Annotated in this window: 15 protein-coding genes and 1 pseudogene; 11 read left to right on the top strand and 5 right to left on the bottom strand. The window is 45.9% G+C overall.

The window, feature by feature from the left end:
- The first annotated feature begins 34 nt into the window (after positions 1-34).
- Positions 35-1,486: an arylsulfatase gene (locus tag Q0668_RS12135; RefSeq protein ID WP_298864844.1), complete on the top strand. Its 1,452-nt coding sequence runs from the start codon at positions 35-37 to the stop codon at positions 1,484-1,486.
- Between the two features lie 78 nt (positions 1,487-1,564).
- On the opposite strand, the gene Q0668_RS12130 is transcribed toward Q0668_RS12135, so the two are convergent.
- Positions 1,565-3,451, bottom strand: coding sequence for a DUF1598 domain-containing protein (locus tag Q0668_RS12130; protein ID WP_298864841.1), 1,887 nt, complete (start codon positions 3,449-3,451; stop codon positions 1,565-1,567).
- A gap of 266 nt (positions 3,452-3,717) precedes the next feature.
- On the opposite strand from Q0668_RS12130, the gene mutM reads away from it, so the two are divergent.
- The 5 genes from mutM (at position 3,718) to Q0668_RS12105 (ending at position 11,192) form a co-directional block, all read left to right on the top strand.
- Complete coding sequence (gene mutM, locus Q0668_RS12125) at positions 3,718-4,572, top strand: DNA-formamidopyrimidine glycosylase (protein WP_298864838.1); 855 nt, start codon at positions 3,718-3,720, stop codon at positions 4,570-4,572.
- Positions 4,573-4,772: 200 nt separating this feature from the next.
- Positions 4,773-6,500: an ATP-binding protein gene (locus tag Q0668_RS12120; protein WP_298864835.1), complete on the top strand. Its 1,728-nt coding sequence runs from the start codon at positions 4,773-4,775 to the stop codon at positions 6,498-6,500.
- A gap of 94 nt (positions 6,501-6,594) precedes the next feature.
- Complete coding sequence (rlmB, locus tag Q0668_RS12115) at positions 6,595-7,356, top strand: 23S rRNA (guanosine(2251)-2'-O)-methyltransferase RlmB (protein ID WP_298864832.1); 762 nt, start codon at positions 6,595-6,597, stop codon at positions 7,354-7,356.
- A 395-nt stretch (positions 7,357-7,751) separates the two neighbouring features.
- Positions 7,752-8,726: an SDR family oxidoreductase gene (locus tag Q0668_RS12110; RefSeq protein ID WP_298864829.1), complete on the top strand. Its 975-nt coding sequence runs from the start codon at positions 7,752-7,754 to the stop codon at positions 8,724-8,726.
- 93 nt (positions 8,727-8,819) lie between these two features.
- Positions 8,820-11,192, top strand: coding sequence for a polysaccharide biosynthesis tyrosine autokinase (locus tag Q0668_RS12105; protein WP_298864826.1), 2,373 nt, complete (start codon positions 8,820-8,822; stop codon positions 11,190-11,192).
- Between the two features lie 104 nt (positions 11,193-11,296).
- Here the strand turns inward: Q0668_RS12105 and Q0668_RS12100 are convergent, their stop codons facing one another.
- Positions 11,297-12,652 carry a sigma-54 dependent transcriptional regulator gene (locus Q0668_RS12100; protein WP_298864824.1) on the bottom strand — a complete coding sequence of 452 codons (1,356 nt, stop codon included), beginning with the start codon at positions 12,650-12,652 and terminating at the stop codon, positions 11,297-11,299.
- Positions 12,653-12,676: 24 nt separating this feature from the next.
- Positions 12,677-14,140: an ATP-binding protein gene (locus Q0668_RS12095; protein WP_298864823.1), complete on the bottom strand. Its 1,464-nt coding sequence runs from the start codon at positions 14,138-14,140 to the stop codon at positions 12,677-12,679.
- 462 nt (positions 14,141-14,602) lie between these two features.
- Between Q0668_RS12095 and glgA the strand changes: the two genes are divergently transcribed.
- From glgA to Q0668_RS12080, 3 genes are all read left to right on the top strand, one after another.
- Positions 14,603-16,111 carry a glycogen synthase GlgA gene (glgA, locus tag Q0668_RS12090; RefSeq protein ID WP_298864820.1) on the top strand — a complete coding sequence of 503 codons (1,509 nt, stop codon included), beginning with the start codon at positions 14,603-14,605 and terminating at the stop codon, positions 16,109-16,111.
- 57 nt (positions 16,112-16,168) lie between these two features.
- Positions 16,169-17,161, top strand: coding sequence for a DUF4921 family protein (locus Q0668_RS12085; protein WP_298864817.1), 993 nt, complete (start codon positions 16,169-16,171; stop codon positions 17,159-17,161).
- Positions 17,162-17,551: 390 nt separating this feature from the next.
- On the top strand, positions 17,552-19,753 hold the full coding sequence (locus Q0668_RS12080) for an alpha-amylase/4-alpha-glucanotransferase domain-containing protein (RefSeq protein WP_298864814.1): 2,202 nt from the start codon (positions 17,552-17,554) through the stop codon (positions 19,751-19,753).
- 27 nt (positions 19,754-19,780) lie between these two features.
- Here Q0668_RS12080 and Q0668_RS12075 read toward each other — a convergent pair whose 3' ends face one another.
- Together Q0668_RS12075 and Q0668_RS12070 are read right to left on the bottom strand one after the other, a co-directional pair.
- Entirely contained in the window at positions 19,781-21,061 is a 1,281-nt protein-coding gene (locus tag Q0668_RS12075; RefSeq protein WP_298864812.1) for a DUF1501 domain-containing protein, read from the bottom strand.
- 70 nt (positions 21,062-21,131) lie between these two features.
- Positions 21,132-22,994: a DUF1549 domain-containing protein gene (locus Q0668_RS12070; protein ID WP_298864809.1), complete on the bottom strand. Its 1,863-nt coding sequence runs from the start codon at positions 22,992-22,994 to the stop codon at positions 21,132-21,134.
- Between the two features lie 176 nt (positions 22,995-23,170).
- Between Q0668_RS12070 and Q0668_RS12065 the strand changes: the two genes are divergently transcribed.
- Positions 23,171-24,874 (top strand): SLC13 family permease, encoded by a 1,704-nt coding sequence (locus Q0668_RS12065; RefSeq protein WP_298864806.1) that lies wholly within the window; start codon positions 23,171-23,173, stop codon positions 24,872-24,874.
- 53 nt (positions 24,875-24,927) lie between these two features.
- A pseudogene (locus Q0668_RS12060) lies at positions 24,928-25,628 on the top strand (hypothetical protein); the annotation flags it as partial.

The raw sequence follows: 25,628 nt of genomic DNA, 5'->3' as shown, positions 1-25,628 counted from the left end.
CTGCTTTGTGTAATTATTTCAAAAAGAGACCGAAATGCAAACTTGGAAAGGTTATGGCATAATGTATCGAGAATTCTATTCGATTCTGGCAATGATATGCGGCGTGTTTTTGTTAGCACCTATTGTTTCGGAGGCCTCAGCGAAGAAAAAACCTAATATCATATTTATCATGGCAGATGATTTAGGCTACGCTGAGCTGGGTTGTTATGGTCAGACAAAAATCAAAACACCCCACATTGATCGACTGGCTGCAGAAGGTATGAAATTCACTCAGGCCTATGCCGGTTCGATGGTCTGTCAGCCTTCGCGCAGCGTATTGATGACGGGTCAGCATACAGGCCATACTCCAGTTCGCGCCAATGATCTGAATCAACTGTTGTACGATGAAGATCTGACTGTTGCCGAAGTCCTCAAAGATGCTGGCTACGCAACGGGGATCTTTGGAAAGTGGGGCCTGGGATATGAAGGAAGTCAGGGGCACCCTCTTCGACAGGGCTTTGATGAATTTACAGGTCAATTACTGCAGGTTCATGCTCACTTTTATTATCCCTTCTGGATTTCGCATAATGAAGAAAGGCGCATGTTGCCCGAAAATGAAGATAATCAGAGGGGCACCTATATTCATGATATGATCCACGAAGATGCAAAAAAGTTTATCCGCAAGAATCACAAGCAGCCTTTTTTTGCCTATTTGCCTTACATCATTCCGCATGTGGAACTCGTTGTTCCTGAAGAGTCGGAGCGTCCCTATCGTGGGAAATTTCCCAAGACTCAAATTCTTGATCCACGTCCCGGTTACATTGGCTCCGAAGATGGTTTAGTCACATTTGCCGGAATGGTTTCACGAATGGATGGGCATATCGGCGAAATTGTTTCCATGCTCGAAGAACTGGGGATTCGTGATAATACTCTCCTCATTTTTACCTCGGATAATGGCGGTCAGGGTGGCACCTGGAAAGGCATGACCGATTATTTTAACGGGAATGCACCGCTGAGAGGTCATAAGGGTTCCATGTACGAAGGTGGGTTACGCGTGCCTTTCATTGCCAAATGGCCTGGGAAAATTGAAGCTGGCACGACGTCTGATTTACAAATTGGCTTTTGGGATATTTTGCCGACCTTTGCTCAGGTTGCAGGAACCGAAGTTCCAGCAGGAGTTGACGTAGATGGAATATCTTTTCTGCCTACTTTGCTCGGCAAAGGGGATCAAAAGAAGCATCCTTATCTCTATTGGGAGTACACCGCTAAAGATAAAATTCGCACGCGTGGAATTCGAATGGGAAATTGGAAAGCTGTCCAGCCCCGAATGAATAAATCGATCGAACTGTATGACCTGGGGAAAGATATCGGCGAAACGAAAAATCTTGCGAAGCAGCATCCGGAAAAAGTAAAAGAGCTGAAGCAGATGATGCAGCAGGCTCGCGTTCCGCAGCGGGATTTTCCACAAACATTGAAGCCGGTTGGCATTAAGGGTTATGTGAAGTAACCGGCGGCAGACAAAAGAAAAACCGCGGCCAGAAATCCGGGCCGCGGTTTTTTAGGTATCGTTTGTGAATTCGGATTATTAGTTAGCCAAATCCCACCACCAGCGACCCACGGGCATTGCTGGTGCCTTGGATTGAGTGGAGAGTGTTCCGACCTTTTCAGAGACTTTCAGGTTATCTTGATTTTTGACAACGGAACGTGTATCGACGCGAACGCCACCTGCAACCTGCACGACGACATCTTTTCCGTTATAAACTCGATGATTGACTACCGTTTCGACAGTATGAGCTGGTTCAAACTGAGCAGGATCATATGTGCCGTTGGCAGCAAAGGCATTCATTTCCCAACCTGCACGATTTGCCAGTTGCTCATTTCGCATGAGAGCAGCTACCAGGGCCAGATCAAAAATGTTCTGCAGGTCGGCATAGACCAGATCTCGTTGAGCCAATTCCTGATAATGCTTTGTGAAGTTGGCAGCAAATTCCCGGTTCAACTCTTCCGCTTTACCTGTTTGCAGCCGATCTCCTTCTTTCGTCACGATTTGGTTTTCTGACTGACACAAGACCGAAGAACCAACGACTTGATAAGCGGTTCGCTCTGCATTGTGCAGAACGGAATCATATTTCATGGTCAACCACCAGCGGAGTGCTTCGAGGTTTTGAGGGTCTTTGGAGTTGTGATTTGCCAGCAGGTCAAAGTAGCTGGGAATATTATCCCCGGCGTCCATTTTACCAATGCCAATCATTTTCATACGGTAGTCTGCTTCAATCAGCACTCGTGCGACACGCGAGGTGTCAGGTACGCCGTACAATGTGATATCCTGCACGCCTAATTTGTCTTTCAGTTGTTTCGTCCAGTTGCGAACACCAGCTCCCGCACGCAGAGGGCCGCGAGCGTTTGATTTGGCAACGAATTCTTTGACACGAGCTAACCCTTCAGCCCGAGGATCAAACGAACAACCGAAGATTTCTTCTCCCTGATCAGAAAACGTTCGAAGGACAGTGACTAAATCGTCGAGTTGCAATACAGGGCGGCCGCTTTCAATACCGACAGCTAACCCCTGATCATTATAGGTCCAGGCTTCTGCAGGGCCGGCAATCACGACTTCATGGTCTTTCGGGTAGACAAAAATGTATTCTACTTTTGTCAGTCCTGCCAGCATCTTCATTGTTTCTACAGGAGAACGTCCCTCTTCAATCAATTGCTGAACTTCTTTTTCAAGTCGCGTCAGCGATATGAGTCTTAACTGACTGTTTTTGGCAACGTTGTTATTCAAGTCAGCTTCGCGGGCTTTCATTCCCAAAGCGGCCAATCGTCCATTCAGCTCCGTTTTACTGATATGGTGAAGTAATCCATGAGGATCGACGCGGACACCACTATCGAACTGACGGATGGAACCTTCGCCATCACCACTATCTATCCAGAGCCCTGATGTCTGAGTCTGAATCAGATCAATTAACTGTGTGAAGTCGGCTAACTGAGCACCCCCGGACAAAGACATGGCTTGCGCCCGTTCGCCCATTACTTTGGCTCGTTCGTCAGCAAGGGGAATACGCTTAATTGTTCCCAATGCGGCAACAAAGTCACCCGATTTGAGCTGCGCCTGAACAACCATCTTTAACAATTGCGTTCGTTGATGCAGGTCAGAAACGGTTTCGGCGGTTTCAATTGCCTTACCAAATTCGCCTGCTTCCAGATGCGCTGTGATCAGTTCTTCGGGAGAGGCTTGTGGCGTTTCGACTATTGTTTTGGCAGGCACTTCCGGAATGGCTGTCACTGTCTTCTGTACTTCAAGCACAAGAGGGCTTTCAGGTTCTAGCTGAATTTCTTCCTGTGCTTGCTCTACAATCACTTCATCCGATTTGATCACTAGAAAATAGGTGACTGCAAGTATGATAGATAAACAGGCTATGGTTGCCAGAACTGGAACAACACTTGAGCCTACTCGAGGGTAATTAGGGCGCATGGACGCTCTCCGATTCGCACTGATGACTAACAGATTAATGAACGGGTTCGTATGTATACATTTCACAAGCTGGGAAATATATGGGCTTTATGATCTAGGATCGTCCAAGAACGTCCCAACGTCAAGCGTAATCTTAAATTTCTTGGTCTTCCTATTTCAGCTCAGCTCTGACATCGAAAGAACAGTTACAAGTAGTAGAATAGAAACACATCGTTGAATATTGTTTTCACTTTACAATAAATATATGTGATACAAAAGGAAAATCCGTGCCAGAGCTACCAGAAGTTGAAACTATGGTCCGGGGAATTCGAGGCTCGGTAGAGGGGCATCGCATTTCCGAATTTCGGAAATGTCCTTCTCATTGTAAGCCGATTACGATGACTCCCGGCATTAAAGCCATTCGATCACGGGTTTTAAATCAAAAGATCGTCAATGTCAGGCGTCTGGCCAAGCGGGTCATTTTAGATCTGGAGAATGAAGATTCCTTTGTGATCGAACCCCGGATGACTGGACTGATGTTACTGTCAGATCCTCCTTCAACAGGTCATCTGCGATTGGAATGGCTTTTAAAAAAAGGGAGGTCACAGAGTTCACTCTGGTTCTGGGATCGTCGCGGTCTGGGAACCGTACGCCTCTATCGGAAATCTGAATTGCTCAATGATTTAGGACCACTGAAATTAGGCCCTGATGCTTTAGCGGTCTCATTGAAAGATCTAAAGCAACGTTTCGCCAAGACAAGCCGCGCAGTTAAGGTGGCTTTGTTAGATCAAAAAATGATTGCCGGTATTGGGAACCTGTATGCCAGTGAAATTTTGCATATGAGTCAGATCCATCCGGAACGCGAAGCGAGACATTTAACGGCTGATGAAGTACAGTCATTGCACAAAGCGATGAACCAGATATTAAAAACGGCGATTCGTTATGAAGGTTCGACACTTGGGGATGGTACTTATCGTAATGCCTTGAATCAATCGGGAAGTTATCAAAACGAACACCGTGTCTATGGCAGGGAAGGGAAAGGTTGTCCTTCTTGCAAAGGGGCATCTATCATACGCACCGTTCAAGCACAGCGTTCCACCTTTTTCTGTCCGTGTTGTCAGGAAAATAAAGATGGTAATTGACAGAATTAAACGAAATCAGGCTCGGCGGATTACAGTTTGTGGCGATAGTGATTCATGAAATCTCACTAAATTTCAGTGAATTGCCTTCAGATTAAGGGAATCTTACTATTCTATTTTGACGATTTTGGCTTAAGATCGGTTAATAATAATGAGGCTTGAGCCGTTAATCTCATTCTGATCCATATGGTTGCTGGAACTTCATGTCGTATCGTGCCTTCAAAAAATTACTGGGCGAAACCAACCTCGAACGAAAGTGCCGCTTTCTGTTTGGTGGTGGTTTGATGGTTTTAATTACCGCCAGTTTTTCATTGAATACCTGGTTGAATAATCAAGTACTCGACGATCAGAACATTACCTCGGCCCGTTTACTGGTTGCTCCCATCATTCTGGAGAAGCATTGGAAATGGTCTGAATCAAACGATCAATACATCCTGCTCATCGAGAAAATGGCCCAGTCAGTCAAGTCAAAAGATCTGGGAGACTATAGTTGGGCGGTCTTCAAATCCAACCCATCCAGTGCCGATTCCAAAGAACGCCCCATCGACAGTGCCGGTTATGAAGCACTGGAAAGTATCAAGCAGGGCGAATCGGAAGTCTTTTATCGGGATGAGTCTGAGGGAAAATTCCAATATTATGGTGCGATCCATGCTACGGAATCATGCGTGGATTGTCACCGACTGCGCGATGACCAGGATTTGGAGCTGGGGGACTTGATCGGAATAGTAAATATTCGTTTTCCTTTACAGAAAGTAGAACAGGCATTGGCCTGGAATAAAGCCATCAATCTGGCTTCCGCCCTCGTTACCGCGGTTCTGGCAATGATGGCCGCTTATGCCATCGTGCGTTATGTCATTGTTAAACCGGTTCTGCACTTAAAAGATGTCAGTGATCAAATCGCACAAGGGAATCTAGACTTAAGAGCCGATATTCGGACGGGAGATGAATTCGAAGAGCTAAGCTATGCCTTTAACCGCATGTTGCGGCATCTCGTAACCGTTCAAGAAGAGCTAAGAACCGTTAATACTGACCTGGATACGAAAGTCGATGAATTAGCTCAGGTGAACCTGCGGCTATACGAAATGAATAAACTGAAAGACGAGTTTTTGGCGACGATGAGTCATGAACTTCGGACTCCCTTAAATAGTATCCTTGGATTCAGTGACCTGCTGGCAAATTCGAATAATCTGGAAGACAAACAAAAACGATATGTTGGCAACATTCAAATGTCTGGTAAAAATTTGCTGGCATTGATTAATGATGTTCTCGATCTTGCCAAGATCGAAAGCGGTAAAATGGAACTGCAACTTTCGGAGATTGCCATTGCAGATCTGATTGAACGCCGCGTAGGTACAATGATGCCTTTGGCAGACAAGAAAAACATTGAAATGACTTCAGAGATCGATCCTGAAATCCCGATCCTCTTTCAGGATTCCATCAAGATTCAGCAGATTTTGAATAACCTGATTTCAAACGCGATCAAGTTTACACCGGAAGGAGGTCGTGTTAACGTTTCAGCGAAACTCTGCGCGGATAACTCGAATCTGATGGACTTGATTGTCGAAGATACAGGAATCGGCATTCCCCTGGATGAACAGGAAAATATTTTCGAAAAATTCCGCCAGGGAAAATCGTCTTCGGAAACACGCGATGCATTAACGCGTTCGTATGAGGGAACCGGTCTGGGACTTTCGATTATCCGTGAGCTTTCAAAATTGCTGGATGGAGAAGTGTTTCTTGAAAGCGAATTTGGTCGGGGGAGTAAGTTTACAGCTCGCGTGCCTGTGAAGATGTCGATTTCTGATGATCAACTGCTTTCCAATTCGGATGATACTTCAGCGGGAATGAACCGAATCAAGTCTACGGATCTAATTGAGATTGCACCGGAAAATCTCTCAGATAACAAACAATCTGAGACACGCACTCCTTGAATCTGTCATTAAGAGTCCCTAACCTTTCTTTTCCGCGCAAAGGTATTGCGATCTTCTTTACTTATCCCTGTTGTCTACTCAGGAAAGTTATTTTGTGGCTCTGGAGTTAAAAAATCCTCATAGCGTACTGGCTGCATTGCAGTCACGTCCGATTGATGTCACTGAGATCCGCCTTTCAGCCGGTTCGCTGCAAGGGAACTGGGGTGAAGTCGCAGACGAGGCGCGCAGTCATCGAATTCCTGTTGTGATCAAAAAGTCCACACCTCAGAAGATGAAGCGCAAACAGTCGGAAGATCAGGGACGACGTACCGCTGGTTCTATGGCATTGGTCAAACCCCGATCATCTTCTTCTCTGAATCACATTTTCGCGGAAGCGGAAGCGGGAACGGAAGTGAAAGGACTCTGGCTGGCTTTAGATTGTATTCAGGATCCGCATAATATCGGTGCCATTTTTCGCACTGCTGCTTTTTTCGGCGTGAAAGGCATTGTGCTTACTAAAGACCGTTCGGCACCTCTCAATGCTACCGTTTACGATGTTGCCTCTGGTGGAATGGAAGCGGTTCCTTTTGCCGTGGAAACGAATTTAAGTCGGTCACTTACCGAAGCCAAAAAGTCGGGTGTCTGGATTATGGGGACGTCCGAGCATGCTGAAGATGACGTCTCTGCTTATCAACAGGATCGTCCCTGGATGGTCGTCATCGGAAATGAAGAGAAAGGATTGCGGCGTTTAACGTTAGAGCAATGTGATGTCGTATGTCGCTTGACGCCGACGGGGATAGTCGATTCTTTAAATGCTTCTGTTGCCGCTGGGATTATGATCGCCCGCTTTTCTCCTTTCGGACCTGGCGTGCAGTAAATCTTCTTGTCTGAATAGCGCGAAAATGTTCCGACGAATGGGCGCAATCATCAAAATGTCGATGACCGTTATAACATAAGTTTCGTGTATCGATTAAAGCGAATTTTCCCATTATCTCTCTATACTTCCAGTTGAATCGACTGCCATTAATGGGTTCGGACTGCTCATTATTTTGGTTGTACGGGAAATGCCTGTTTATAATACGGAGTAAGGTATTCGGCTTAGGATGTTCGATAAAATTTAAGAGGAATACTGGGAATTCACGGCTAATTCCCTACGAAAGAAATGCTACATTGAAGGTATCGAAATGGGTAATTCCGGTTTTATCAGGGACAGGCATCTGATGAAATTATGTGTGAGCCCAGTACATAAAGATCAATGCAGGGATTAATAACGTGACAAATTATTTAGTAACCGGTGGTGCAGGTTTTATTGGTTCTCATCTGGCAACGCGTCTGGTAAAAGACGGGCATAACGTACGAGTATTTGACAATTTATGCACTGGTGCTCTAAAGAATTTGGAGCATATCAAAGATCATGTAGAATTTATTCAAGGTGACTTGCGGGATTTACAAGCGGTCGAACAGGCTGTGAAAGGTACCGACATTATCTTTCATCAGGCGGCGCTGGCTTCTGTGCCTCGCAGTATTGATCATCCGCTCGATACACATGAGGCCTGTGTTACAGGAACGGTTCATGTATTAGATGCCGCCCGGCGATTAGGTGTGCAGCGTGTGGTTTACGCTGGTTCGAGCAGTGCCTATGGGAATCAGAAAGAAATGCCCAAGCATGAAGGACAGGCACCAGAAGTACTCTCTCCTTACGCGGCAGCAAAATTAGCGGGAGAATTGTATTGTCAGTCGTTTGCCAATTCCTATGATCTGGAAACAGTTCGTATCCGTTACTTCAATGTCTTTGGACCGCGCCAAGATCCCAACAGTCCTTATTCAGCCGTGATACCTCTATTTGCATCGGCATTGCTCGAAGGGCGACGACCGATGATTTATGGAGATGGTACTCAGTCGCGTGATTTCACGTATGTGGATAATGTCGTACAGGCGAATATTCTGGCATCACAGGCTGATGCGGAAAAAGTTTCTGGTAATGTTTATAATGTTGCCTGTGGAAGCTCATTGAATTTAATTGATCTGTTGAAATTTATCTGTGATCAGTTAGACAAACCATACGATCCCGATTTTCAACCTCGACGTACGGGAGATGTATTGCATTCCTGGTCTGACATTTCGGCTGCACAACGGGATCTGGGTTACGAACCCGTTGTAGATATCAAGGAAGGGCTTCGTAGAACGATTACCTGGTATGAAGAATATATCAAATCGGAATCAAAAACCTGTCTGGGCGGTTGCTGATCAATCAGTCATCAAAGATCACACTCTTGCAGGGTATATCACACTTTTTAGCGGAAGAGCAGTCGTTGCTTCAATAGATCAGGACCGGGTTTCGTGAATACAGAATTTCAACCTCTGGAGAATCATTCCGATTTTGCAATCGATGGTATGGACGATCATGCCGACGTCAGTGCTTCCGGGCCAGGCGTCGATATTGTACGGTTATTGCTGAGAAATAAATTTCTGCTGATTGCGGGATTGGCGCTGGGGCTCCTTTTGGGTCAGGCTGCCTACATAAGGTTAGGGCCCATCTATTCTGCGAACACGAAGGTGCAGGTTTCACAGAAGAATCCCGGTCCGATCAAAGAGGGTGCCAATCAGACCTTTGGTGAATTGTCAGTTCATATTGATGTCATCAAAAGTCCGCGAATCGTTGGTGAAGCCGTCAAAGAGGCTAAACTCAATGAACTACCCTCACTGGCTGGCGAATCTGATCCCACGGAAGAAATTCTGGGCTCATTGAAAGTAAAACGCATTTCCGGTACTGACCGAGCGTTTCTGAATATCCTGGATATCTTGTATGAAAATCCGCGCTCGAAAGATGCCAAGATTATCACACAAGCAATTGTTGATGCTTACTCACGATACCTGCATGAGGTCCGTCAGGAAAATACCGCCGAAATTCGTGAACAGTTAGATCAGGCAAACGAGCAGATTTTGGGCGACCTGGAACGAAAGAAAAAAGAGTATAAAAAATTCCGCGAAGATGCTCCCCTCTATTGGGAAAATACACCCGGATCTGAAGCTGCCGTCGCTGGTAGTACCAACGTGCATCAGGAACGCGTCATAGCGATTGACAATGAACGCAGAATCAATTTATTGAAATTGACAGAGCTGAAATCTAAGATCGATTCACTCAAAAAAGCGATTGCCAGCGGAGAATCAAAAGAAACATTGGAAATGCTCGCTCAACAGTTTCAGATTGCGCAGACTCATGGAGCAGGAGGTGCTTCGAGTTCAAATCAAAATAACATTACCGGTACAGGTCCTACGCATGCAGAGCGGGCACGTACGGCACTCGAAACGCATTTAATGCCGCTGTTGATTCAAAAGAATCGATTGGAAAGAGATTTTGACAAGAACCATCCCGATCTGGATGCTGTGAATCGAAGCATTGAAACCATTATCAATTTATATCGACGTCAGGGAATTGAAATTTCAGCTGATAATCTTGAAAAAGGCGAGTTTAAACTATCGAATGTAAAAACGGTAGATTTGGTAGATATCAATCTAAAATCGATGATACAGCAACAAAAAGAACTTGAGAATCGTGAAAAAGAGTTGACCAAACTGTTCAATCAGGAGACAGAACTAGCCAAAAAAATAGGGAATTCTCAGGTAATCGATCAGTCATATAATGAAGAAATCGCACAATTAAAATTGCAACGCGATAATATTTTCAAGCAGTTACTCGTGGAAAAAGTATCTCAAGGAAACAGCGGTTATTCATTGACACAATTATCTCCCGTCAAAGATGCATTGGTGCTCAAACGCCAATTGAAGTTTTTGATGGCAGGCGGTGCAGTCGGCCTGGGGCTGGTTCTGGCACTTTCCTACTTCAGAGAAATGCGCGATACCACAGTGAAGTCTGTTGACGAACTTCGGAATCAGTTGCATTTGCCAATTTTGGGCGAAGTTCCTGCGTTTAGTGAAATCGAGGATATCGTTGATGAAAGTGAATTTGACTCCGCGTTATGGTATTACTATCGCCCTTCTTCCAGGGAAGCTGAAGCATTTCGTTCTTTACGGACTTCTCTGTTGCTGAAAACGGATCGCAGTGGTGCCAAAGTACTGCAGATGACCAGCGCTGAGCCAGGTGATGGTAAAACCACTTCCATTTCCAATCTGGCTTTAGCGATTGCTCAGACAGGTCGCAAGGTTTTGATTGTTGATGCTGATTTACGACGTCCTACCATTCATAAATTATTCGGGATCGTCAACGGGATTGGATTGGGAGATGTTTTAGCGGATGAGATTGATTCACAGACTGCGATTCGTGAAACCAGAATAAGTAATCTGTCCCTGATGACTGCGGGAACGCTTCCGGAAAATCCATCCGAAATGTTGATGGCACCAAATTTCACAGTTTTGATAAAGCAGTTACGAAATGAATATGATTATGTTTTGATCGATACGCCGCCTCTAGTCGTTGTCAGTGATCCCTCTGTGATTGCCTCGGCAGTGGATAGTGTTCTGTTGGTAGTGCGCATCGATAAGAACCGGCATGGAGTGATCCGAAAAGTACAGCAAATCATTCAAACGAACGGAATCAAAGTGTCTGGAATCATCGCAAATAGTGTTCTTTCCGGGAAATTTGGCCAATATGACTATGGCTCAGGAGACGGGTATCATAACTATTATCTGCCGGCGCAGCAGAATAATACAGTCGAAACTTCTGAGCCCGTAAAGCCGAATCTTACCAGCTAAAGCGCATCCCTTTTTACCATAGCGCCTTTGATTCTAAGATACTCGTTTCAAATATCCTTGGAGACGCTGCAATAAAACTGGACACAAGCTATTAACGAAGCTTGCTATTCGAGTTCGATATCCAGTTCTTCAATTTTACGATAAAGACTGGAAAGTCCCAGTTTCAATCGCTTGGCCGCTTCGCGTTTATCTGTACTGTCTTTCAATACGCGCGTAATATGCATCCGTTCGTAATGTCTTAGAGCCAGTCGCAAGTCATCAACATCAGGCAGGGGAGGCTCTTTCTGATGCAATTCCGGCGGTAGATCGTTTAGGCAGATCAGCGTATCATCACACATCATGACGGCACGTTCGATGGCATTGTCCAATTGACGAACATTGCCTTTCCATTCTGCCGACATCAACGTACGAATTGTTTCACTGGTTGCTCCGGTGACTCGTTTTCCCATCTTTCGGGAATGTTTCGTGATGAAATATTCCACCAGTTCGGGAACATCATCGACGCGTTCTCTTAACGCGGGAATGTGAATCTTCATTCCGTCAAGCCGGTAGAAGAGATCTTCTTCGAACTCTCCTTTTTTAACGATCTCCGACAGATCCTGTGTTGTAGAAGCGATTAAGCGGATATCCACTTTTACCGGTTCTGCACTTCCCAATGGGAGGATTTCTCCGTATTCAATGGCACGTAGCAGCTTTCCCTGTGTTCCCATTGGCAGTTGAGAGATTTCATCCAGGTAAACAGACCCTCCGTCTGCATTTTTGAAAACGCCTGTCTGTTCTGCCTGAGGATATTGCGATGAATTTCCTACAGAGCCAAAGAGCTGCGATTCCAGTAATTCAATCGGACGCATGCCGCAATTCACTGCCAGAAAACGTTGTTCACGGTTCGGACCATTAGAGTGAATCGAACGGGCAAATAATTCTTTCCCGGTACCAGATTCTCCAAACAGGAGTACATTGGAATTGGTGGCTGCAATTTTACGAATTGTGCTTTGCAGGTTTTGTAAAGTTTTACTACTGCCGACAATCTCTTCCATTCCGGGACTGCGCGCTAATTCTCTTCTCAGAATCTGATTCTCATAGAAAATTTTCTGATACTCAAATAAACGATTGAGCTTATGTGACAGGTCATCAAAAATGACCGGCTTGACCAGATAATCAAAGGCCCCGGCTTTGAAAGCGGATATTGTATTTTCGACGGTGGCGTAGGCAGTAATGATGAGAACAAAAATACTTGGTTTGATATTTTGTAGTCTTCTCAGCAATTCGATACCATCTCCGTCTGGTAATTGCACATCACAAATGGCGACGTTAAAGTCCCGACTTCTGGCCAACTCCAGCGCTTTGGCAACCGTAGAAGCCTGCATGGTTTCGTAACCTTCGCTATTAAGGTACTCTGCCAATGAAGTACGTATCACTTCTTCATCTTCAACTATCAGCACAGATCGATTCAGTTGCACGTTGGGGTGATTCCTGTTTTTTTATCATGTTGTTACAAATTTGAGTTCATTCGCCTGTCCTGGAGGAATGTCCGCCAGGCCATTCAACTCCTCACAATTAAGTGAGACGATAAACTTTGCACCATCTTTTACGGTTTCATCAATTTCAATGGTACCGGAACTGGAGTCTTCCAGAATATTTTTACAAACAAATAAGCCCAGCCCTGTGCCTTGGGCCTTTGTAGTAAAGTAAGGCTGAAACAGTTTCTTTTGATCTTCCAAACGGATACCGTGTCCACTATCTTGAACTGAGATTAATATCTTTCCAGATCGGGCTTCTGTTGTGATTTCGATCGATTCCCCTTCCTCAGTGGCATCCATGGCGTTGAGTATCAAGTTGAGGAAAATCTGGACAAGCTGATCTCGCACGACATTGACTACGGGTAATTTATCGGCAAAATGGGTGATGATTTTTTTCCCCTTTTTGCGCTTGTAGTATTTGGAAATGTTTAACGACTCTGTAATCAGATCGTTAATATTGCAGCGATTTCGTTCACTCGTTGCAGGCCGACTGAAATCGATCAATTCCCGTAGAATTCGTTGAATTCTTCTTAACTGTCCATCGACTTCCACCAGTTGTTTGCAGGTGTACTCGTCATTATTATGTCGATTCAATAGCTGGACCAGAGAACTGATACCCGCTAGTGGATTTCCGACTTCATGGGCAATCCCTGCTGCCAGCAAACCAAAAGCGGCATGCTTTTCCTGTTGAATCAATAAAGCCTGTGATTCCTGCAGGTCGGACGTGCGTTGCGCAATTCGCTCTTCCAGAAATTCCTGATTTTGTTTGAGCTGCGCATTGGCAATCGAGAGTTCCATACTCGTTCGTTTTACCAGCCTGGAAAAGGCAATACTGGCCCAGGCAACCCAACCCATCCAGACAATCATCAACAGCAATTGTGTTAACCAGTCTTCAGGAACGGAAGGGCTTGTAAACAGCAGCGCAGTAAAACTGAGAAAATAAAGTCCCAATGTCATATAAGCAATCGAAGGGGAATGTCGTATCGAACAGACAATCAGAGAGAGCAGATAGTAAAAACGAAACGGGCTGTTCAGACCAGTATCATAATGGCAGAGCAGGCCGATAAATAAAGCCTCCATCATCGAGATGAACATCGGCCACTGACCCAGAAAAACTCGACCACGAAAACTGAAATACGTATCTGCCAAAGCGTAAACGGCGCCTAGCGTCAAAATCCAGTTGAGTTGAGTGATCTGAATTGCAGAATCGTTGCCGACGAAGTTGACCAGTACGTAGCCCACACATAAGCCAAACCAGCGAATTCGCAGTGTGATTTCTTCAGCCGGTAGTTCCCATGTATCAGCATCATGTCGAATTTTATTTTGTGATACCATGAGCAGTGCAGAATCAGGATCTGACTGTGGAGATTCATCCTGCGGTAAGTTTGAAGAAGTCGATTGATTTTTCAAGATCGAAGGATCGTTCATAACAGTATTTAAGATTCGGAATAGAACTCTTGAAGGGCTGTGAATAGAAGATATATCAAAGTGTTTCCAGTTTACTCGTCATACTCATTGAATGCTTCGATGTTCTTTGAAGCAGGTTTAGATAAACGAAAATCAGATCATACTATCCCGAATTTGAAATTGATCTGCAATTACATAACCTTTATTTCCTGCAGAAGTCAGCGAATAATACTGAACATCCAGGAAAAATCAGCACCGGGACCCAGGTGTCAATTTTCGGGATCAAACAACCTTTTAATCATCCGACACTAATATGAAAGTGGTTAAACTCCTGAATTCATAAATTATTTTTCCGAATCGTCAGATCGAATACAGGCTTTGATGTCTACTTGTGTTTACAGATCCGTTCCTTTTGAACGATAATGTCGTATATACTATTGTAGGCATCCTCGTGGATCTGGAATACGAAGAGATTGGGAATTTATGAAAATCGTTGTAGCAAGTTCCGAAGCCATTCCATTTGCAAAGACAGGTGGGCTTGCCGATGTGGCTTCCGCTTTATCGAAAGCGCTGGCAGAGGCAGGACATGAAGTGAGCTTGTTTTTGCCTTATTACCCTCAATCCACAGCTAAGAGAGGGTTTACATCCCAGGATTTCGAAGCGTGCCCGGAAAAAGTCACGATTTCTGTTGGTAGTAAAGATGTGGAAGCAGGCTTGTTGAAAGCAAAATTTCCCGATTCAAAAGTCACCGTGTATCTAGTAGATCAGCCGCGCTATTTTGATCGACCAGAATTGTATCACGAACAGGGTCGTGATTATCAGGACAACTGTGAACGATACATTTTCTTCAGCCGCTCCGTCCTGGCATTTACGGAAAAACTGAATCTGCAACCAGATGTGATTCACGCCAATGACTGGCAGACGGGGCTGATACCAGCCTTGTTGAAAATTGAGTATCAGCAACGGCCCGGTTTTGAAAAAACAGCCTCCGTTTTTACCATTCATAACATGGCGTTTCAGGGACAATATTGGCATTGGGATATGCTGCTGACCGGCATCGACTGGAAATATTTTAATCGACATCAAATGGAATTCTTTGGTCAACTTAACCTGTTGAAGACGGGCATTGTTTTTTCAGACATGATTACAACGGTCAGCCCTACCTATGCGAAAGAAATTCGTACAGAACAATTTGGCTATGGTTTGCATGGCGTTCTCGATTCTCACTCCGATCATCTGGTGGGTATTCTAAATGGCGTAGATACGAGTGAATGGAATCCGGAAATCGATCCGCATCTCGCGGAAAATTATAATGAGCACTCCGTTTTGAAAGGGAAACCCCTTTGTAAAGCAGCTTTGCAGGAACGAATGGGATTGCCGCAAAGACCTGACGTCCCACTCTTCGGTACGATTTCCCGCATGACAGATCAGAAAGGATTTTCGTTGATCCTGGATGCGGCAGAAAATCTGCTGGCAAACGATGTGCAGATGATCTTTCTGGGAACAGGAGATCCTTATCACGAAGCTTCGTTTACCGATCTATCAAAACGTTTCCCCGATCAGGTAGCAACTTATATCGGCTTTGATGAAACACTGGCGCATCAGATTGAAGCCGGACTGGATCTCTTTCTGATGCCCAGCCAATTTGAGCCTTGCGGTTTAAACCAGATGTATAGCCTGAATTATGGAACAGTTCCTCTCGTGCATGAAGTTGGCGGATTAGCTGATTCCGTAGTGGATGCTACCGAAAAGAATCTCGAAAACGGAACTGCAAACGGCCTCTCATTCTGGCATTTTGATGCGACCGTACTTTATCGACAAATGCGTCGCGCCTTGGAGATGTATGCTGACAAACAGATCTGGAACCAACTGATCCAAACCGGTATGACAAAAGATTGGTCGTGGAAACACAGTGCTCAAAATTACCTGTCGGTTTATCAACGTGCCTGCATCCTCCGCAATCAAAATAACGAATCAGTCTCGGCTTCTTAATGACATGTCTGTTAGTTAATGATTCTTTATCTGTCCCACTTAGATTAACTGTTCTCAATGTCTGTGATTCGCACTGATCCACTAACGGGTTTTACAACGATCTTCGCGCCGGAACGTGCCAAACGTCCAATAATGATCACGAATGCTGACGCGCAATATGAGACAAAAGAGCAAATTGAAGCCGACCCTTTTGCGGAAGGGAAAGAATCGGACACAACCTCTGAATTATACGCAGTACGTCATCCGAAAAGTGAACCTGACCAGCCTGGATGGAGCCTGAGGGTGATAGCAAATAAGTATCCCGCGCTGACTCAGAATGGTGAAAATTCAACCGATCAAAATCAGTATGGTGTTCATGAAGTCATAGTCGAATGTCCGCATTATGAAACACAGATGACGCGATTGGAACTATCCTGCTTTCAGAATATGTTTCGCGCATATCGGCAACGGATCGTTACCCATCGGGGCAATCCCCAACTGGAGTCGGTTATCATCTTCAAGAATCAGGGAATTCTGGGCGGTGCTTCTCTGGGACATGTTCACTCGCAACTGATTGCCAGCCAGATTGTGCCTCAAGCCATGTTTCAGGAACTTCAGGCTGCACGGCTTTATCTAGCGGAGCAAGGGAGTTCGCTGTTTAAAGCGTTGTCGCAAGAATTACCGAGCGGATATTCGGGGCTGGTGACTTCGACACCACATTTCGATCTGATTTGTCCCTACGCCAGTCGGTTTGCTTATGAAACATGGATCATACCGCGGACCTTAAAAACACACTTCGATCACTCCAGTGATCAGGAACTGGAGGATCTCGCCGCTCTCAGCCGACGTCTTCTACTGGCTCTGGAAAAGATTCTGGGAACTCATGATTTTAACTTTGTCATTCAAACACCCCCTTTTAATACTGAGGAGCAGACAGGTTATACATGGAGTCTGCGAATTTATCCCCGATTGGCACATCTGGCGGGTTTTGAACTCTCTACGAATATGTTCATCAACCCTGTCTTTCCCGAACAAGCTGTTGAACAACTCAAAAAACAGCTCGAATTCTGAATATTCACTGCAGACTTCATCCTCAAAGGCTTCCCGTCATAATCTCTGACAACCTCGGGATAAAATAGAGAAATCGTTGCTGAAATAGGAATTGAACCAGTTAATAAAACTGGTGAAATCTTGCCTGCTTTAACAATTGGCCTTTCTTCGACAGTATTTCGGGTTCGTGAGTATCGATTTTCAGGGGACTTGGATTTTATTATCTTAAAAAGTCCTCTATGATGTTTGAATGATTGGCTTTACTATAAGTCAAATTCATTACAAACCTTGCGGGATCAATGATAAACGTAGTAGTGGGGCAGGCGACCCACGAGCTTGGTTTAATCAGTCTATTCTCTTTCTAACGTTATCGATATTTCTGTGTTTTACACGGATGAAAGGATGCGGCCCATGGGCTGTCGACTTCGGCTCGTATTAGTCATTCACAACCATCAGCCAGTCGGGAATTTTGAAGGGGTTTTTGAAGAATCCTATCAAAACAGCTATCAACCGTTTCTGGATGTACTGTCAGAATACCCCGAGATCCCTGTTTCTCTCCATACTTCGGGCAGTCTGATAGAATGGCTGGTCGATGCACATCCTGAGTATATTGATCGTGTAAGAGGGTTAGCTGATTCCGGCCAGGTCGAAATTTTAGGGGGGCCATTTTACGAACCTATTCTGGCAGGCATTCCCCGTTGTGATCGAATCGGGCAGATTGTCGCGTACACAGACTATCTCCAGAAACTATTCGGCACTCCTATCCGTGGAATGTGGGTACCGGAACGTGTGTGGGAGCAGTCTTTTGTATCCGATCTCGTCGACGCCGGCATGGAGTATACGTTACTCGACGATTCTCATTTCAGCGCAGCTGGAATTCGCGCTGAAAAAATGCACGGCTATTATCTGTCGGAAGACGAAGGCCGTTTGCTCAAAATCTTTCCTGACAACGAAACCTTGCGTTATCAGATCCCGTTTGCTGATCCCGTTGAAACGATCCATTATCTGAAAGAAGTGGCGGACCATCATCCGGGTTCGGTGGTTGTTTTTGGTGATGATGGAGAAAAGTTCGGTGCCTGGCCCGGGACTCATGATCATGTTTATCGAGATGGCTGGCTAAAACGTTTTCTAGATCTGCTGCAGCAAAACAGCGATTGGTTAAAAGTGACCACGCTTTCCGAAGCCGTCGATTCCGTCTCGCCGTTAGGTAGTTGCTATCTTCCTGATGCAAGCTATCGTGAAATGACGGAATGGGCACTGACTTCAGAAAGGCAACTTGAACTGGCGGACTTGAAAGAAAAGTTTGCTGAGATAGAAGGCTTCGATCGCTTAAAGCCTTATTTGCGTGGAGGCTTCTGGCGTAACTTCCGAGTGAAATATCCAGAACTGAATGAAATGTATTCCCGGATGTTACAAGTCAGTACGCGACTACAAAGTCTGGAGACAACCGGAGTCGAAGCCGAGAACTCACCGATTCTGCACGAAGCGCGAACCGAACTGTATCGTGCTCAATGTAACTGCGCTTATTGGCACGGCGCCTTTGGTGGGCTCTATCTACCACATCTGCGGAACGCCATCTATAAGCATTTAATCTCGGCAGATACGTTACTGGAAAAAATCACACATCAAGATTCAACCTGGATCGAAGTAGAAGCTGCTGATTTTAACCTGGATGCACGTCAAGAAGTTCGACTTGCAAGCAACCGGATCGTCGGTTTCCTTTCACCGGCCAATGGAGGGCACCTGTATGAACTGGATGTCCGAGGAGCCAAACAGAATATCCTCGCAACTTTGAACCGTCGTCCCGAACCTTATCATGAAATCGTTCGCAAGGCGGGAGAAGAAAAACAGAATGCAGGTCAGAACGGGGATGATCTGGGAAAAATTCATAATGCGGTTCGCTTTAAACAACCCGATCTGCACAAAAAACTGCAATATGACCATACACCACGAAAGTCGTTAGTCGACCATTTCTTTCAACCGGGGCTCGACCTGCAGACCGTCATTGATGGTGGGGGAGAGGTCGGCGATTTTGTACAAGGCGTTTATCTAAGTTCTTTACGTCGTGCAGATGACTATTGCGAAGTACGTATGGTGCGCAAGGGACACGTTGGCCCTTATCAGGTGGAATTAACCAAGACAGTTTCGTTAGCGAAAAATGCAGCGGGTACATTGGAATTTCACTATGAATTGACGAAATTGCCAGCCGAAGTCCCACTCCATTTTGGAGTCGAATTCAATTTTGCAGGTATGGCAGCCGGCGCTGATGACCGTTATTATTACAATCATCTGGGGAAACAGCTGGGACCCTTGGAATCCAAGTTAGACCTGGAAAAAATTGACCGGATCGGGTTGGTCGATGAATGGCTGGGGCTGGATGCCGCTCTCGATTTATCCTCTCCCGCCAATATCTGGACTTTCCCGATCGAAACGATCAGCCAGTCAGAAGGTGGATATGAACTGGTGCATCAAAGTTCGGTTGTGATCCCTCACTGGGAATTTGTGGCAGATGAGGATGGACGCTGGTCCGTGACCATCACGCTCTCGCTTGATACTTCCGTCGCGCAAGCCAAGGCACTCAGAGAAGCCGCCGCTTCAGGAGCCTCAAACTGATTTTGAGACTCCTGTTGATGTGATTATTTATGAAAACAGTTCGGTAACGACTTTGCCACCATCGACAATTTTCATAGGACGTCCCAGCGGACTCATATTTTCTTTCTTAGGGTCGACCTTCAAAGAGTGGCAAATGGAAGCGAACAGATCGGTTGTTGTAACCGGTCGATCCTCAACGGCTGAGCCATCTGGAGTTGAGGCGCCAATGACTTGTCCGCCTTTAACGCCTCCCCCCGCCATCGCAGCTGAGAATACGCGTGGGTAATGATCTCGTCCTGCACGCGGATTGATTTTAGGGGTTCTACCAAATTCACCCATCCAGACAACCAGAGTTCGTTCCAGCATGCCACGTGATTTTAAGTCGGCAATCAATGCAGCCATCCCGGTATCGACCTGCTTTGAGATCGGCGTGATCACTTCCGAAATATTCTGGTGATTGTCCCATCCATTCGAACGGACTTCAATAAACGTAGAACCGGCTTCTACCAGTCTGCGGGCCAACAGGCAGCCTTTCCCAAAATTATTATCCCCATACTCCTGTCGTAATGATGCGGATTCCTGGCTCAGATCAAATACTTTTGTTTGTGGGCTCATCACGAGAGAAGAAGCTTTGTTATAAATTTTACTGTGGTTCTTTACGACGACCTCACCGCCGCGGCCTGCAAATTCCGAATCCAGACGCCCCAATAAACCCAGACGTTTCTGATAACGCTTCTTAGGTACAGTTGCCGCTACATTATTAGGGATACTTCCCGGGTTGGAGACATTAAACGGTTCATAATCCACACCTAGAAAACCGGCACCATCTGTGGAACCGACCGAGACGATCGTAGGAATATCCAACTCGCGGTTTCCAATTTCCCTTGCGATATTGGAACCCAGGCTCGGATGTTTCACACTGCCAGACGGAATATAACCGGTATGCATCTGATAGGATGCCCGTTGATGATTGCCTTCTTTGTTGGTCATCGAACGGATCAGAGCGACGTCCTGCATCACTTTTGCCGTGTTTTTCCAGTTTTCAGAAATGTCGATTCCGGAAACCGAGGTTTGAATCGCTTTCAATTCACCCGCACTGGCCGATTTTGGTTTTGGATCAAACGTTTCTAAATGGCTCGGGCCTCCCGCCATCCAGAGTAGAATCATTGAACGTCCCTGCTGACGCAGTTCTTCAGCAGAAACACTCATCAAGTCATGAAAACTCAATGTTCCTGCAGTCATTGCACCGAGTGCAGCGTTTCGCAAAAAGCTGCGACGCGAAAAACCCTGGCGGTGTGTTTGAATATGTGCGTGGTGATAAAGACTCATTGAAAACTCCTCTTGGTGAGGGATGAAAGTGATTTAAATGGAAAGTGATCGATAATATTTTATTGAATTTTTAACGTTTGGTAATGAACTCACTGGAATTGACAAGACTCCACATCAGATCTTCGAGTGCTTCATTACGGCTGTCCGTCGATTGGATATAGTCCTGGCAGATTTTCATTTCCGTTTTGCTTGGCTCTCGCGAAAGTGTCAGCAGGTACAATTCCTGAATGGCATCTTTATTATTTGGGAATTCTTTAGCGATCTGCGCCAGTTTGGTATTACGGTTCGTTCCCAGTAGATTGTTAATCGTGGAAGAATTCATCATGAACAATGCCTGAGGGACGTCGCCTGTGATTTCATCCTGCGCGGTTGAAGGATCAAATGTAAACAGAGTACTAAATTGACCACGGGCAGTTCGGTTTCCTCGATAGCGTCGATCACCGCCACCGCGATTCGCCTGCAGATCATCCACTCCAAACACCTGAGTGATCGCTGTGAAAATCTGATCTCCTCTTAATCGCGTGGGGGATTGTGCGGCAAACGGTGTATGAATTTGACCTTCAGTTTTCTTCTGCATCCCTCGCTGATAAGCTCGCGTATTCGTGATGGTACGGCAGAGCCATTTCAGATCGTATCCGTTTGCTGTGAATCCATCTGCCAAAGCATCCAAGACTTCCGGATGGACGGCACTTCGTTCCGGACCGATATCATCGATGGGCATATAAAATCCTTCGCCCAACATTTCCGCCCAGAGACGATTGACAATTGCCCGAGCAAACCAGGGGTTGGATTTCGATGTTAAAAATTTTGAAAGTGTTTCCCGCCGTTCGATGTCTTTGAGACCTTGAGGCGCTTTCGTGCCTACAAATAACACCGGATGAACGACCTTTCCAGCCGAAGTCGGGTCTTTTAAATCAGGCATCAGATATTCAGGTGTGGCGCGTCGGGTATTTGCTGGTAGAGCAATGTTTTTAATTTCTTTGATTGTCAATGCTTTATCTGCGTTCGAGTCTCCACGCGAAAGCATTTGCTCAAAGTTTCTCGCTAAACGAGATCGCTTGACTTCTGTTTCCGTTAGTTTTCCATCTCGGTTACGGTCAAATGCTTTAAATAGCGGTGAAGGGTCTTCAAGCATTTGTAACCGTCGATCATATTGGCTGCCTTGATCCACAGAGACAACTTCAAAGGAGCGGGGCATGGCGTCGCGTACCGGACGGACTCGGACTCGGGGAAAAAATGCAGCCAGTTCATGGAAGCTATTTCGTTTCCATTTATCGGTTGGATGGTCGTGACAGTTAGCACATTGAATCTGAATTCCCAGAAAGATGCGTGAAGTTTCCGCTGCCAATTCTGCGGGATCGCCTTGGTGTGCAAAGATCAAAGCTGTATTTCCATTTTTACGTACTTCACCGGTCGCAGTGATTAAGTCAGTAGCGATTTGATCCCAACTCTTATTTTCACTGAGTTGGGTTGTCATCCATTCTTCAAATTCATTTTGATTGATTCGTGAACGTGCATTCGTGGCGCGCAAGTAGATCACATCGCGCCAATACCGAGCCCAGTTGACTGCATATTCCTCTGATTTGAGTAAATCATTGATGATTGTTTTTCGTTTTTCCGGATTGGAATCCAAACCAAACAGAATGACTTCTGAAGTCGTCGGCTTTCTACCTGCCAGATCGAAGGTGACGCGGCGGAGAAAATCTTCATCATTTGCCAGTTTAACCGGTTGAATCTTTGATTTTTTGAGTTCGGCTTCAATGAGTTGATCCACCTGCTCCGCCAGGGTGGTTTCATCGACTCTTTGTCGTTTCTTCGATTGTGAGGAACTCTTTGTTGCCGCGAATGTGGAAGAGTGGCATAATAGGATCGACACGCTAAACAGAAAAATGCAAACAATTTGTGTCGCGCGTTTCATAGAAAAACTCATCATGACTTTTCACCTGATTTGAAAGGGAATAAGTGGTTCCTGATATCGATCCCGGAGTCAGACAGACTCACGTGACTGGCTCATGACTATCTAACCCTGTTTCTCTTTTAATGTGTCGAAAAACTTAGTGATTTTCAAGAAAATAATCATCAGAACCTGAAATCCAGACTGGTAAAACCATGGAACAGAGTACTTGGGTCATCATTATCATATTATCAGGGGTCGCCATCGTCGTTGGTGGGGTCCTTTTTTTTCGTCTACATGCCTTCCTGGCGTTATTGGCGGGTGCCATTTGTGTAGGGGTTTTGACGCCTGCTCAGCAGATTGAGGAGACGGCTCTCAGAAAAAACAAACTCAAAATTATTGAGGTCAGCAAGGATAACCGCAAGATTGTGGCTGAAGTCAACAAGGCCGGTACAATTCAGACCGGCATGATGCTGCTCATTCTCGGCACCGAAGATCCGAAATTACCGCTGATTACGATCGCGGAAACAGAAGTCGAGCGGGTGACTGAGAAGTTTACGGAAGGCAATAAAAAACTGATCTTAGCCGAACTGAGCGTGCGCGATGACAGTGCCATTCGTCAGATTCGGTTAGATGACTTTGCTGTTACCCCCTCGAATTATCAGGCAGCCATCATGCAGGGAAAACAATCAGTGGGAGAACGCGTGGCGGCCGGCTTTGGTTCCACCTGTGCGAAAATTGGTATTTTGATCGCATTGGCGGCCATCATTGGAATGTGTCTGCTCGAAAGTGGAGCTGCGGAACGCATTGTCCGTTCAGCCGTCAACTTCGTCGGTGAGAAACTGGCACCATTGGCGTTTATGGCCAGTGGATTTTTATTAGCGATCCCCGTCTTTTTTGATACGGTCTTTTATCTGTTGATTCCGCTGGGTAAAGCCATGCGGTTCCGAACCGGCAAGAACTATCTGCTCTATGTGCTGGCAATTGTCACCGGGGGTACTATGGCCCATTCTCTGGTACCTCCCACACCGGGCCCCTTGTTTGTGGCAGAGCAGTTGGGCGTGGATATCGCTACGATGATGATCGGAGGCATGATTGTGGGAAGTATCGCTGCGACGTTTGGACTGGGTTACGCAATTTTTGTCAATAGCCGCTGTGTCTTACCATTCCGCGATTCTGCTGATGTCACGAAGGAAGATCTCACAAGGTTGGCTTCCAGTCGACTGGAAGACTTACCCTCGCTCTGGTTATCACTCACGCCGATTCTTTTACCGGTACTTTTAATCGCCGGCTCGACGATGTTAAAATTCGAATCCATTAAAAGTCTCTGTTCCCCCGAAATACAATCGTTGATCTTGACGTTAGGTAATAAAAACATGGCGCTGGGCATCGCGACGGTAATAGCGCTGCTGACCCTGATTCGTCAGAAGAAGTCTTCTTTAGGTACTCTTTCGACTTCGATCCAGGCCTCACTGTCGACGGGAGGCGTGATCATCTTGATCACCGCAGCCGGTGGTGCCTTCGGCGGCGTACTGCAACAGACGGGGGTGAGTAATCTGATTGAATCATTGCCTCAAGTTTCCCCTTTAATGCTGGTGACGCTGGCATTTTTGATTACGACTGCAATTCGCACAGCTCAGGGGTCTTCCACCGTCGCCATGATCACTACAGTCGGAATTCTGGGAGGCATCGCGGAATCAACGACTCTTGGCTTTCACCCGGTTTATCTGGCGTTAGCAATCGGTTGCGGCTCCAAACCCCTCTCCTGGATGAACGACAGCGGCTTCTGGGTGATTGGTAAAATGAGCGGCATGACCGAAGGCGAAACTTTGAAATATATCACACCTATGACCGCTCTAATGGGCGTTGTTGGCTTTGTTATCGTGTTACTTGGAGTACAGTTTTTTCCAATGGCTTGAATGGAGTCGTTGAATTTTATTCGTATACACATCATATGAAAAACATGCTTCCAATGAAAAAAATCGTCACTGGTGTCGCTCCAGCGTTTCTTACTTTTGCACTTGTGCTTCTGATCCAACTCACAGCCTGGAGTCAGCCCATCGATATAGGCTCGCAGCGGGAACTGTTTGTCGATAAGTTACTAATTGACCGGATGCATCAAGCTGAACTCAGGCTGCATAACCCCGTGAAAGCGTCGCGACCCAAATCACCACTTCCCGAACGGCATATGATGACGGTGATCAAGGACGGTGATCGATACAAGGCCTACTGGCGCGGTTCGGATCGCAATTTCAAAGGAAAGATACACACAGGTCACGCAGGCGAGACGGTACATTATGCGGAAAGTGTTGACGGGCACGAATGGACTTTTCCCATCTTGGGCCTGCATCAGGTAAACGGGACATTTGAGAACAATGTGATTCTGGCAAAGCAGCCACCCTTCCTGACAAACTTCACTCCTTTTCTCGACACACGAAGTGGAATAAACCCAAGCGAGCGCTACAAGGCATTGGCCGGCTATCCGGGACCGGGTGACAAGCGTGGCCTCAAAGAAGCGGGGCGGGGACTTTTCGCGTTTGTTTCAGCTGATGGAATTCACTGGACTAAGAAAAACGAAGTCATTCCATATCAGCCCGAGTGGCGTCATGCGTTTGATTCTGCCAACGTCTCGTTCTGGTCGGAAGCCGAAGGGTTATATGTTTGCTATTTTCG

It is taken from the genome of uncultured Gimesia sp. (assembly GCF_937910335.1).
Lineage (GTDB): Bacteria > Planctomycetota > Planctomycetia > Planctomycetales > Planctomycetaceae > Gimesia.
Note: the sequence above shows the minus strand (reverse complement) of the source record. Positions and strands in the feature narration are given on the sequence as shown.

What these genes read in the sequence shown, in the direction of transcription:
- Q0668_RS12075 (WP_298864812.1), bottom strand. Translation starts at nt 21,061, where the DNA reads ATGAGTCTTTATCACCACGCACATATTCAAACACACCGCCAGGGTTTT.
- Q0668_RS12070 (WP_298864809.1), bottom strand. Translation starts at nt 22,994, where the DNA reads ATGATGAGTTTTTCTATGAAACGCGCGACACAAATTGTTTGCATTTTT.
- Q0668_RS12080 (WP_298864814.1), top strand. Translation starts at nt 17,552, where the DNA reads ATGGGCTGTCGACTTCGGCTCGTATTAGTCATTCACAACCATCAGCCA.
- Q0668_RS12065 (WP_298864806.1), top strand. Translation starts at nt 23,171, where the DNA reads ATGGAACAGAGTACTTGGGTCATCATTATCATATTATCAGGGGTCGCC.
- glgA (WP_298864820.1), top strand. Translation starts at nt 14,603, where the DNA reads ATGAAAATCGTTGTAGCAAGTTCCGAAGCCATTCCATTTGCAAAGACA.
- Q0668_RS12085 (WP_298864817.1), top strand. Translation starts at nt 16,169, where the DNA reads ATGTCTGTGATTCGCACTGATCCACTAACGGGTTTTACAACGATCTTC.
- Q0668_RS12130 (WP_298864841.1), bottom strand. Translation starts at nt 3,451, where the DNA reads ATGCGCCCTAATTACCCTCGAGTAGGCTCAAGTGTTGTTCCAGTTCTG.
- Q0668_RS12135 (WP_298864844.1), top strand. Translation starts at nt 35, where the DNA reads ATGCAAACTTGGAAAGGTTATGGCATAATGTATCGAGAATTCTATTCG.
- Q0668_RS12120 (WP_298864835.1), top strand. Translation starts at nt 4,773, where the DNA reads ATGTCGTATCGTGCCTTCAAAAAATTACTGGGCGAAACCAACCTCGAA.
- Q0668_RS12095 (WP_298864823.1), bottom strand. Translation starts at nt 14,140, where the DNA reads ATGAACGATCCTTCGATCTTGAAAAATCAATCGACTTCTTCAAACTTA.